The sequence below is a fragment of the Acidisoma sp. C75 genome, from assembly GCF_054665095.1.
This window is the reverse complement of record NZ_BAAFHD010000001.1, coordinates 187,745-199,481: the sequence shown is the minus strand read 5'-3', so window position 1 is coordinate 199,481 and position 11,737 is coordinate 187,745. Positions and strand designations below refer to the sequence as shown.

The window sequence follows — 11,737 nt, the reverse complement described above, 5'->3', positions numbered from 1 at the left end:
CCGGCTTGTGGTCCGTGCGTGGCCCCGGTGGAGCGGCAGCCTTTCCCCGGCCATGCGCGGTAGGCGCGAGGAGCAAGTCAGCCGATGACGCGGCGCCCAGCCCGGCCGGCGGCGGGGGACGATGATGCAGCCGGCGGGCGGGCCTAGGCGCCGGAGAGGCTGCGCGTCACCATCGCGGCCGCCGCCGCGCGGTTTTCCACGCCGAGCTTGGCATAGATCTGTTCCAGATGCTTCTGCACGGTGCGCGGGCTCATGCCGAGGATCTCGGCGATATCCCGCGTCGCCTTGCCCCGCCCGATCCAGAGCAGCACCTCCGCCTCCCGCGCCGTCACCGCGAAGCGCTCGCGCAAGCGTGCCTCCTCGCTCGAACTCGTCATCTCCCGGATGCGGAACAGCACCTCATCGGCCGCCATCCGCCCGACATAGACGAATTGCAGCAGCCGCCCCTCGCCCAAGCTCATCGCCACCTGGCCGGGCACCTGCTCGGCCGCATCCGCCAGCCAGTCGGCCACCCAGGGGCAGGCGGGCGCGAGCCCTTCGGCCACCGCCGGCGGCGTGATCTCGGCGAGGAGTGCCGCGGCCTGCGGCGTCGCCCATTGCAGCTCGCCCTCGGGATCGGTTGCGAGCAGGTAGCGCCCGGCAGTATCGAGTGCCGCCTGCGCGCTCTGCGTCCGCCGCGCGCCGGCGAGATGGACGCGAATGCGGGCCAGCACCTCGGGCAGTTGCAGCGGCTTCGTCACGTAATCCACGCCGCCCGCCTCCAGGCCGCGCACCACATCCTCGGTCTCGGTCAGCCCGGTCATGAAGATGATGGGAACCGAGGCGAGGCCCGGGTTGCGCTTCATCCGCCGGCAGGCCTCGAAACCATCCATCCCCGGCATCACCGCGTCGATCAGGATGGCATCCGGCAGCACCCGCTCCAGCACCGTCAGCGCAGCCTGCGCCGATTGCGCCATCAGCACGGTATAGCCCGCCTCTTCCAGCACCTCGTCGAGCACGCCGAGCGTGCTCGGCGTATCGTCCACCACCAGCACCACATCCCGCCGCTTCATGCCGCCTGCTCCGGCCGGTCGAGCCGGTCGAGCGCGGCGACGAAAGCGTCGAGCCGGTATTCGGCGATGAGGCCGCTCAAGGGCGCGAGATCCTCGGCCAGGGCCGGCTGCGCCGCGGCCAGCGCCTCCAGCCGCTGGCGGATGCCGCGCACATAGCCGATGGCGGCAAGCTCGCGCAGCTCCGCGATCTCGCGCCGCGCGAGCGCGCGGGCTGGCACCTCGGCCCCGGGCGCGAGGCCCTCCACCTCCGCCACCACCGCGGCGGCGGCGGCCGGCCGCGTCCATTCGAGGCCGAGCAGCCGGCCGATCGCCTCCAGCAGCAGATCGAGCCGAACGGGCTTGGCCATCACATCGTCATGGAACTGCCCCTCGCGCGGGGCGGCCTGCAACTCCCGCGCATTGGCCGAGACGATCACGATCGGCGCCTCCGCCCCCGCTTCCTCGCGCAGCGCCTGCGCCAGATCCCAGCCCGTCATATCCGGCATCGAGAGGTCGAGCAGAAAGAGATCCGGCCGCCACTGCTCGGCCATGGCGAGGCATTCCGCGCCGCCCGCCGCCCCCACCACGGTAAAGCCGAGCGGCGTGAGCAGATCGAGCATCAGCGAGCGCTGGCTCGGATCGTCATCGGCGACGAGCACGGTCAGCCGCCGGCCGCGATAGCCGGCGATCTCCAGCGTCGGCGGGCTCGGCTTGAGGTTCTCCGGCGCTTCCGAAAGCATCAGCCGCAGGCGGAAGCGGCTGCCCTCGCCAAGCCGGCTCGCGGCCGTCACCTCGCCGCCCATCACCTCGGTCAGCAGCCGCACGATGGTGAGGCCAAGCCCGGTGCCCGGGACGGATTGATCCCCCGCCCGCTGGAAGGGTTCGAAGATCCGCGCGAGATCGGCTTCCGCAATGCCGCGCCCGGTATCGGCAATCTCGAATTCCGCCACCTGGCTGCGGTAGCGCACGGCAAAGGTGACGCTCCCTTGCGTCGTGAACTTGATGGCGTTGGAGAGCAGGTTGATCAGCACCTGGCGCAGCCGGTGCTCATCCGCATAGACCAGGCGCGGCAGCGGATCGGCGCGGAAATGCAGCGCGATGTCTTTGGTTTCGGCCTGCAGGCGCATCATCTGCACCAGATGGTCGAGAAATTCGGGCAGGCGGATCTCGTCCCGGTAGAGCTCGATATGCCCGGCCTCGATCTTCGAGATATCGAGCAAGCCGCCGATCAGCGCCGTCAGATGCTCGCCCGAGCGGCGGATGATGCGCAGGCCCTCGCGCTTGCGCGGCGGGATATCGGCGTCCTTCTCCAGCAGCTGGGCATAGCCGAGGATGGCGTTGAGCGGGCTGCGCAGCTCGTGGCTGATGCCGACAACGTAGCGGCTCTTGGCGCGAGAGGCCGCTTCCGCCGTCTCCTTGGCGCGCTGCAAAGCGGCGTCTGTCTGGCGATGGGCGCTGATCTCGTCGAGCAGCAGGGCGGTCTGCCGCCGCGTCTCCTCCTCCGCCGCGCGCCGGCTCTCCTGCGCCAGCACCGCGAGCCAGGAGACGACGCCGCCGATCACCAGCATGACAAGGAAGGTCTTCCAGAAGGCCGCCGTCGCCTGCGCCTGGCTGATCGGGCCGCTGCTCACCGTCTGCGCGTCGATCGCGATGAGCAGGAGGCCGGTGCCGGCGGCGAAGAGGAAGAGCACGCCGGTAAACCGCGCCAGCCGCACGCGGGTCAGCGCGATGACGGGCGCGGGCAGCACGCGGCGGAAGCTTTTGGCGATCTGCTCGCCCAAGCGCCCATGCGGCTTGCAGGCATCGTGGCAGCGCGCGTCGAGCGAGCAGCAGAGCGAGCAGATCGGCCCCGAATAGACCGGGCAAAAGGCCATGTCCTCCGGTTCGAAGGGATGTTCGCAGATGCTGCAGCTGATGGTGCCGCGATGCGCCCAGGCGGCGCGGCCGCGCCGGGCGAGGTAGGTGCGCCCGCCCGTGGCCCAGGCGATCGCGGGGGCAACCAGGAAGGCGGTGCCGAAGGCGATGAAGGTCGAGAGCGGGGCGAGCCGCGGGCCGAAGGCGCCGGCATAGGCGCCGAGCGAGGCCGCGACCGCGAGCAGCATGGCGCCGACGCCCACGGGGTTGATGTCGAAGAGATGCGCACGCTTGAACTCGATCCCGCGCGGGCTCCAGCCGCAGCGCTTGTTGACGATGAGATCGGCGACCAGCGCCCCCATCCAGCCGGCCGCGACATCGGCATAGACGACGAGCGTGTGCTGGATCGTTTTCGTCACCCCCGTCTCCATCAGCAGGAGCGCGATGACGATGTTGAAGACGAGCCAGACGACGCGGCCGGGATGGCTATGCGTCAGCCGCGAGAAGAAGTTCGACCAGGCGAGCGAGCCGGCATAGGCGTTCGTCACGTTGATCTTGATCTGGCTGACGATGACGAGCGCGGCGGTGAGCCAGATGGCGCCGGCCGGCGAGGCGATGGTGGCGAAGGCGATGCGATACATCACCGCCGGCTGCACCGCATCCGCGCCCGCCACACCCGCGCCGAGGGCGACGCTCGCCAGCAGCGAGCCCGCCAGCAGCTTGACGATGTCGATCGCGATCCAGCCGGGCCCGCCGAGGATCAGCGCCGTCCACCAGCGCCTGGCGCCGATCGCAGCCTCCGGCGGCAGGAAGCGGATGAAATCCACCTGCTCGGCGGTTTGCGTGATCATGGCGAACAGGATCGAGGCGGCGGCGCCGAAGCCCGCAAGGTCGAAGCCCGCGCGATGGCCGGGGGCGACGAAGCGCGTCCAGGCCGGCAGCCATTCGGGGTGGGTGATGAGGATGGCGGCGATCGGGATGAGGTTGAGCAGGAACCAGATCGGCTGCGTCCAGAGCTGGAAGCGGCTGATCGCGGTGATCCCATGCGTCACCAGCGGCACCACCACGACGGCGCAGAGCAGATAGCCGAGCCATTCCGGCACGCCGAAGAAGCCGTGCAGCATGGCGGCGAGGATCACCGCCTCGATCCCGAAGAAGATGAAGGTGAAGGAGGCGTAGATCAGCGAAGTGATGGTGGAGCCGATATAGCCGAAGCCGGCGCCGCGCGTCAGCAGGTCGATATCCACCCCCGCCCGCGCCGCATGGGCGCAGACCGGAATGCTGATGAGGAAGATCATCACGCTCACGAAGCCGATGGCGAGCGCCGCGTTCTCGAAGCCGTAGGCGAGGGTGATGGTGCCGCCGATCGCTTCGAGGGCAAGGAAGGAGACGGCGCCGAGCGCGGTATTGGCAACCCGCAGGGGGGACCAGCGCCGCGCGCTCTTGGCGGTGAAGCGGAGCGCGTAATCCTCCAGCGTCTGGTTCGCCACCCAGCGATTGTAATCCCGCCGCTGACGGGTGATGCGCTGCCGCGCCAGCCGCGCCGAGCTTGAGGGCACCCCTATCCGCATTCGCTCAATCGCCCGCTGCGCATCCCGGTTCCGCCCCTGGCCTTTCATCAGAACACATCGCGCTCGGCGCGTCATACGCGGTTTGGCGTATGGGCGCGAGCCGCCCTTGCCCGCCACTCTGCTCTCAGACGCGTGATTTGTCTGAAGCAAATGCGAGGAACCGAGACATGACGGACGATAGCAAGACGGCGCCGACCCGGGCGGAGACCGCAGCCGGCACTACCCCGGCGGTGGAAATGGGCCGCCGCTCGCTCGGCGGGCTCTCGATCGCGGCGGCCGCGGCGGCCACCCTCGGCGGCGCCGCGATCGGCACGGTCGCCGCCCCGCGCGTCGCCCGCGCCCAGGCGGCCGGCAGCATCAAGGTCGGCGTGCTGCACTCCCTCTCCGGCACCATGGCGATCAGCGAGACCCCGCTCAAGGAGGTCATGCTCATGCTCATCGCCCAGCAGAACGCCAATGGCGGGCTGCTCGGCCAGAAGATCGAGCCCGTGGTGGTCGATCCCGCCTCCAACTGGCCGCTTTTCGCGGAGAAGGCGAAGCAGCTGCTCTCGGTCGATAAATGCGCGGCGGTCTTCGGCTGCTGGACCTCGGTTTCCCGCAAATCGGTGCTGCCGGTGTTCGAGCAGCTCAACGGCATCCTCTTCTACCCGGTGCAGTATGAAGGGCAGGAGTGCAGCCGCAACATCTTCTACACCGGCGCCGCCCCCAACCAGCAGGCGATCCCGGCGGTGGACTATCTGATGAACACGATGCACGTGAAGCGCTGGGTGCTGGCCGGCACGGATTACGTCTATCCCCGCACCACCAACAAGATTCTCGAAGCCTATTTGAAGTCGAAGGGCGTCGCCTCTTCCGATATCATGATCAACTACACGCCCTTCGGCTATTCCGACTGGCAGGGCATCGTCTCGCAGATCAAGACCTTCGGCTCCGCCGGCGCCAAGACGGCGGTTGTCTCCACCATCAACGGCGATGCCAACGTCCCCTTCTACAAGGAACTCGGCAACCAGGGCATCAAGGCGACGGATATTCCGGTCGTCGCCTTCTCGGTGGGCGAGCAGGAACTCGCCGGCATCGACACCAAGCCGCTCATCGGCCATCTCGCCGCCTGGAATTATTTCGAGAGCGTCGATACCCCGGCCAATGCGCAGTTCATCGCCGATTTCAAGAAGTTCACCGGCAATCCGAAGCGGGTGACGAACGATCCGATGGAAGCCGCCTATATCGGCTTCAACATGTGGGTCAAGGCGGTGGAGAAGGCGAACACTACCGATACCGATGCGGTGATCGCGGCGCTGCCCGGCATCGCCGTGCCCAATCTCAGCGGCGATTATGCCGCGATGATGCCCAATCACCATATCACCAAGCCCGTGCTGATCGGCGAGATCCAGGGCAACGGCCAGTTCAACGTCGTCTATGAAACGCCAGGCACCGTCGTCGCCCAGCCCTGGTCGCCCTATCTGCCGGAATCGAAGGATCTCATCGGCGATTGGCTGCCGCCGATGAATTGCGGCAACTACGACGTGGTCAAGGGCAAGTGCCTCGGCTCCAAGGCCGCGTGATGCGGGGCTGACGATCTCCGGATCGTGCCCGGGGGGCGGGGTTGCCATCGGCCGCTCCCCCCGCGGCTCGCTCCGGAGCGGAGGCGGCTGCAGGCCGCGCAGGATGCCTATGCAGGAGCGCCGTTTTTGGCACAGCAACTCGGAATAATTTGTCGCGCCCTCGTTCTTCTGCTCGGCCTCGGCCTGGCCGGGGCTCTCTGCCCGCAGGATGCCATGGCAGAGAGCGCGCCGCCGGCCGCCGCCCCTGCCGCGGCCGATCCCTATCTCGGCCTGACCAGCCTCTCCTCGGACGCCATCGTCTCGGCCGTGCAGGCGATCGCGATTTCCGGCAGCCCGCGCGCGCGCATCGTGCTCGATGCCCTCAACAACAACGAACTCTATACCTGGCGCTATCCGCGGCCCGACCATGGGCTTTTCATCCATGACATGAATACCGGCGCCTGGACGGATGCGCGGAGCGGCGCCACGATCGCAGCGCCCCCCTTCATGCAGATCCGCCGCGTCATCGCCAATGACATGGTGGCCGGAGCGGTGGCGACCGCGATCGGCGTGCTCGATCTCGCCTCCCCCGATGCCGCAATCCGCCGGCGCGCGGCCGAGGCGATTTTCGCCGCACCCTCCCCCGCGACGCTGCCGATCGTCGAGCAGGCGCTCGCGCGGGAGCGTAGTCCGGCGGTGCGCGCGGCACTGGCCCAGGCGCGCGCGGCCGATCAGCTCAGCATTCCAGGCACGCCGGACGCCACCAAGATCGCCGCGATCGGCGTCATCGCCGGGCGGGACGATATGGCCGCGCGCAACGCCCTCTCCTCCCTTGCCGGCGCTTCTCCCGCCGTGATGCAGGCGGCCCATGCCGCCATCGGTCATATCGATTTCACGCTCAAGCTCTGGAGCATTCTGGAGACGGTCTATTACGGTCTCAGCCTCGGCTCGGTCCTGCTGCTCGCCGCCGCCGGCCTCGCCATCACCTTCGGCGTCATGGGCGTCATCAACATGGCGCATGGCGAGATGGTGATGATTGGCGCCTATACCACCTTCTGCGTGCAGCAGGCGTTTCGCGCCTATGCGCCCGGTCTCTTCGGCACCAGCGTAATCGTCGCCATTCCCGTCGCCTTTCTGGTTGCGGGGGCGATCGGCATCCTGATCGAGCGCTGCCTCATCCGCTTCCTCTACGGCCGCCCGCTCGAAACCCTGCTCGCCACCTGGGGGCTCAGCCTCATGCTGCAACAGGCGGTGCGTTCGATCTTCGGGGCGGAAAACCAGAACGTCGCGAGCCCGGATTGGATGAGCGGCTTCTTCATGGCCGGTGGCCTCACCATCACCGTCAATCGGCTTTGCATCATCATCTTCGCCTTCGTCGTGGTCGCAGCCCTCATGGCGGTGCTGCGCTACACGCCGCTCGGCTTACGCATGCGGGCGGTGACGCAGAACCGGCGCATGGCGGCGAGCATGGGGATCCGCACCCCCTGGATCGACGCAATGACCTTCGGCCTAGGCTCCGGCCTCGCCGGCGTCGCCGGTGTCGCCCTCAGCCAGATCGACAATGTCTCCCCCAATCTCGGCCAGAACTACATCATCGACAGTTTCATGGTGGTGGTCTTCGGCGGTGTCGGCAATCTCTGGGGCACGGTGCTGGCCGCCCTCACCCTCGGCGTCGTCAACAAGGGGCTGGAGCCGGTGGCGGGCGCGGTGATGGGCAAGATCGTCGTGCTCGTCCTCATCATCCTCTTCATCCAGCGGCGCCCGCGCGGCCTCTTCCCCGTGCGCGGCCGGGCGGTGGAAGCATGAGGCGGCTGTCTTTCGCGCTGACGCCCGTCCTCGTCATCGGCGTCGCCCTGCTCCTCGCCGTCCTCAATCTGGCGACCCCGCCGGGCAGCGCGCTGCATGTCTCGGATTTCGTCGTCGGCCTCGCCGGAAAATATCTCTGCTATGCGCTTCTCGCCCTCGCGGTCGATCTGGTCTGGGGCTTCGCCGGCATCCTCACCCTCGGCCATGCCGCCTTCTTCGCGCTCGGCGGCTATTGCATGGGCATGTATCTCACCCGCGAGATCGGCGCCCGTGGCGTCTATGCCAATGCCCATCTGCCGGACTTCATGATCTTCATCGGCTGGAAGCAGCTGCCCTGGTATTGGCACGGCTTCGAATGGCTTCCCTTCGCCCTTCTCATGGCGCTCCTGGTACCCGCCGTGCTCGCCGCCATCTTCGGCTTCTTCGCCTTCCGCAGCCGCGTCTCGGGTGTCTATCTCTCGATCATCACCCAGGCGCTGACCTATGCCCTGCTGCTCGCCTTCTTCCGCAACGAGATGGGCTTCGGCGGCAATAACGGCATGACGGATTTCAAGGATATCGCGGGCTTCTCGCTGGGCAGCCGCGGCACGATGACGGCGCTCATGCTGCTCTCGGCGCTGGCCGTGGCGGCGGCCTATCTCTTCGCGCGCTTCCTCGTCTCCTCCCGCTACGGGCAGGTGCTGGTGGCGGTTCGGGATGCCGAAAGCCGCACCCGCTTCCTCGGCTACCGGCCGGAATACTACAAGCTCGTCGTCTGGGTGGTTTCGGCCGTCATCGCCGGCATCGGCGGCGCGCTCTACGTGCCGCAGGTCGGCATCATTAACCCGAGCGAATTCGCGCCTGCCAATTCGATCGAGGCCGTCATCTGGGTCGCGGTCGGCGGGCGCGGCACGCTCGGCGGCGCCGTGCTCGGCGCAATCCTCGTCAATTTCGGCAAGACGGTGCTGACCGGGGCGCTTCCCGGCGCCTGGCTCTACGTGCTCGGCGGGCTCTTCATCCTTGTCACCCTCTTCCTGCCGCGCGGCATCATCGGCACGCTGCGCCGCCGCACCGCATCCGCGGCGCCCGCACCCCTGCCGACGGGCGCGGAGCCGCAGGGCCTCGCCGCCCTCGATCCGGCGGCGGCGGATCTGCGCGAAGCCGGCGCCGATCTCGGCGACAAGCAGGAGACGACGGCATGATCCCGCAACCGATCGGCGCCGTCAGCGGCGACCTGCTCTATCTCAACGGCGTCAGCAAGAGTTTCGACGGCTTCCGCGCGATCAACAACCTCTCGCTCACCCTCGCGCGGGGCGAGATGCGGGCGGTGATCGGCCCCAATGGCGCGGGCAAGAGCACGATGATGGATATCATCACCGGCAAGACCAAGCCCGATACCGGGGAGGTCGTCTTCGGCGCCGCGACCGATCTCACGCGGCTCGATGAGCCGGCCATCGCCAAGCTTGGCATCGGGCGGAAGTTCCAGAAGCCCACCACCTTCGAAAGCCATACCGTCTATACCAATCTCCTGCTTGCCCTCGCCGGGGACCGCTCGCCCTGGTTCTCGCTCCGCGCCCGCAAGACCCGCGCCGAGGAGGAGAAGATCGCGGCGCTCCTGGAGACGATCCGCCTCACCGCGCATCGCGACCGGCTGGCCGCCAATCTTTCGCACGGGCAGAAGCAATGGCTCGAAATCGGCATGCTGCTGGCGCAGGACCCGGAATTGTTACTGGTGGACGAGCCGGTCGCCGGCATGACGGATGCCGAGACGGAGCAGACGGCACACCTGCTGCGCGAGATCAACCGCACGCGCTCGGTCGTCGTCGTCGAGCATGACATGGCCTTCGTCCGCGCGCTCGGCGTGCGGGTGACCGTGCTGCATGAGGGCTCTGTTCTGTCGGAGGGTTCGCTCGATCATGTCAGCAGCGATCCTCGGGTCATCGAAGTCTATCTCGGCCGCTAGAAAGAAGGGCAGAGCGCGCGCATATGCTCGAAGTTGACAACATCAACCTGCACTACGGCGCGGCGATCGCGCTGCGCGGCGTCTCGATCCGCGCCGGGCTCGGCACCGTCACCTCGATCCTCGGGCGCAACGGCGTCGGCAAGACGAGCCTGCTCCGCGCGATCACCGGAGCGCATCCGATCTCGGGCGGCGATATCCGCTTCGATGGGCAGAGCATCGCGCGCCTGCCGGCCTATGAGCGGGCGCGGCTGGGCATTGCCTGGGTACCGCAAGGGCGGGATATCTTCCCGCTGCTGACGGTTCGGGAGAATCTCGAAACGGGCTTTGCCGTTCTCCCCCGGCGGGAGCGCCAGATACCGGACGAGATCTTCGAGCTTTTCCCCATCCTGAAGACAATGCTCGGCAGGCGGGGTGGCGATCTTTCAGGCGGGCAACAGCAACAGCTCGCCATCGGCCGCGCACTCGTCATGCGGCCGAAGCTGCTTGTACTTGATGAACCAACCGAGGGTATTCAGCCTTCCATCATTAAAGACATCGGCCGGGTGATCGATCTTCTGCGGACGCGTGGCACCATGGCGATCCTGCTCGTCGAGCAGTACTACGATTTCGCCCACGAACTGGCGCAGACGCTGGCGGTGATGGATCGCGGCGCCATTGTCCTCGCAGGCGCCCGGGATAGGCTCGATGAGGCGGAGGTTCGCCGGCATTTATCCGTCTAGGGCGGCGGAGGATCAGGCTTGAACCAGCCTCAGCGCTGCCGCGGCGGCGCGGCGATAGAGCCTTCCGCCAGGCCACCGCGCGCGGCGATCCGGCTCATCGCGCCCTGGCTCCAACGCAGGCAGATAACCCGCAGCAGAGAGGCGAAGTTTTTTACTTCGCCCTGCTCCTCCATGATCTCATCATGCAGAACAGATACAAAGCGATTAACCGTCATTCCTTCATGTTCTGAAATTTCTTCGAGCATCTGCCAGAAGGCGGCCTCGAGACGGATCGATGTTGCATAACCGCCCAGGCGTACCGCCCGCGTCTCCGCTGCATAGGCGGCAGGCCCGGTGCTGCGAAAAATCTTGCACATCATGCATCTCCGAAGAATGAACGGGCTCTCTGCCTGCCTCTGCGCCTCGCCCTCGCTGAGGCCAGGCATTCAGCCACGGTCTGAGCCGGAGGGAGCGTCGCGGATGGTTGCGTCTCGCATAGCCTCCGGTTCCGCGCGTCATTAGGTCACCGTCCAGAGCGCGATACAGATGAGCCGGAAACAGTAGCCTGCCCCGCTGCAGGGCGCCATGCCACAGCCAGCCCGCTTTGCTGTAGTAGCCAGATACTACCTATGGATTTGCGGCTTGTGTAGTAGGATAGTGCTCGATCGGCTCTGTCGAACAGAACACCACCAATGGTGCAACGCAGCAGCCCGCCTGGTTTGGGAGGACATTTGTCGTGGTCGATATCATTTCCAGACGCTCCGGACCGCGAAAAGAAGATGTGCAGATCAAGCAGATTCTGGCGGAAAATCGCGCGACGATCACGCGCTTGGCGGATCATCTCAGCGGCGGCGGCTATTCTGCCAGCAAGCAACCGAAATCAAAGCCGCAACCGCAAAATCTGGTGATCGTCCACGCCCGGGCTTCGGCGGCCGAGGCGCGGGCGCTCCCGCATATCCGCATCAGCCCAAACGGGCGGGTTATCATGATGGATCAGAATTCAGGGAAACAGCTCCATCACCTTGGCGATCTCCGCCGCAGCGAAAGCGTCACGCGTTTCCATCTCGCCTCCGCGGCCAATGGCTATATCGCGCCACTCGATGCGGAACTGGCCCGGTCTCTCAGCGCGCTCGACAAGCGGGCGCTGAACGCCGCCTTCTCGGAAGCGGATCTCGCAGCCGCGATCGGGGCAGCCCTTGGCCTCGCTTAAGGCCGCGGGCCCTGAACGGGCGGGAAGCGCCTGCCCCGCGGCGCCCTCGCCAAGCGGCCTGCCGGTCTCTCTCGGCGATTATGA

Annotated in this window: 9 protein-coding genes; 6 read left to right on the top strand and 3 right to left on the bottom strand. The window is 67.1% G+C overall.

All coding sequences use genetic code 11. The annotated features are described in order from the left end of the window. Window positions 1-143: 143 nt before the first annotated feature. Window positions 144-1,052 (bottom strand): response regulator, encoded by a 909-nt coding sequence (locus ACYQ7X_RS00885; protein WP_459694929.1) that lies wholly within the window; start codon window positions 1,050-1,052, stop codon window positions 144-146. Further along, complete coding sequence (locus ACYQ7X_RS00880) at window positions 1,049-4,444, bottom strand: hybrid sensor histidine kinase/response regulator (RefSeq protein ID WP_459694928.1); 3,396 nt, start codon at window positions 4,442-4,444, stop codon at window positions 1,049-1,051. Before ACYQ7X_RS00880 ends, ACYQ7X_RS00885 begins: the two co-directional genes overlap by 4 nt. A gap of 248 nt (window positions 4,445-4,692) precedes the next feature. Here ACYQ7X_RS00880 and urtA point away from each other — a divergent pair, with 248 nt between their 5' ends. The 5 genes from urtA to urtE all read left to right on the top strand — a co-directional run bounded on the left by urtA (window position 4,693) and on the right by urtE (window position 10,464). Further along, window positions 4,693-6,018, top strand: a complete 1,326-nt coding sequence (gene urtA / locus ACYQ7X_RS00875) for an urea ABC transporter substrate-binding protein (RefSeq protein WP_459695200.1) — start codon at window positions 4,693-4,695, stop codon at window positions 6,016-6,018. A 126-nt stretch (window positions 6,019-6,144) separates the two neighbouring features. Further along, window positions 6,145-7,803 carry an urea ABC transporter permease subunit UrtB gene (urtB, locus tag ACYQ7X_RS00870; protein ID WP_459694927.1) on the top strand — a complete coding sequence of 553 codons (1,659 nt, stop codon included), beginning with the start codon at window positions 6,145-6,147 and terminating at the stop codon, window positions 7,801-7,803. Beyond that, window positions 7,800-8,984 carry an urea ABC transporter permease subunit UrtC gene (gene urtC / locus ACYQ7X_RS00865; protein WP_459694926.1) on the top strand — a complete coding sequence of 395 codons (1,185 nt, stop codon included), beginning with the start codon at window positions 7,800-7,802 and terminating at the stop codon, window positions 8,982-8,984. The genes urtB and urtC overlap by 4 nt, the downstream gene beginning before the upstream one ends. Continuing rightward, complete coding sequence (gene urtD / locus ACYQ7X_RS00860) at window positions 8,981-9,745, top strand: urea ABC transporter ATP-binding protein UrtD (protein ID WP_459694925.1); 765 nt, start codon at window positions 8,981-8,983, stop codon at window positions 9,743-9,745. Before urtC ends, urtD begins: the two co-directional genes overlap by 4 nt. A gap of 23 nt (window positions 9,746-9,768) precedes the next feature. After that, window positions 9,769-10,464 carry an urea ABC transporter ATP-binding subunit UrtE gene (gene urtE, locus ACYQ7X_RS00855; protein ID WP_459694924.1) on the top strand — a complete coding sequence of 232 codons (696 nt, stop codon included), beginning with the start codon at window positions 9,769-9,771 and terminating at the stop codon, window positions 10,462-10,464. 29 nt (window positions 10,465-10,493) lie between these two features. Here urtE and ACYQ7X_RS00850 read toward each other — a convergent pair whose 3' ends face one another. Continuing rightward, window positions 10,494-10,823 (bottom strand): ribbon-helix-helix domain-containing protein, encoded by a 330-nt coding sequence (locus ACYQ7X_RS00850; RefSeq protein ID WP_459694923.1) that lies wholly within the window; start codon window positions 10,821-10,823, stop codon window positions 10,494-10,496. A gap of 401 nt (window positions 10,824-11,224) precedes the next feature. Between ACYQ7X_RS00850 and ACYQ7X_RS00845 the strand changes: the two genes are divergently transcribed. Continuing rightward, on the top strand, window positions 11,225-11,653 hold the full coding sequence (locus tag ACYQ7X_RS00845; RefSeq protein WP_459694922.1) for a hypothetical protein: 429 nt from the start codon (window positions 11,225-11,227) through the stop codon (window positions 11,651-11,653). Window positions 11,654-11,737 lie beyond the last annotated feature (84 nt).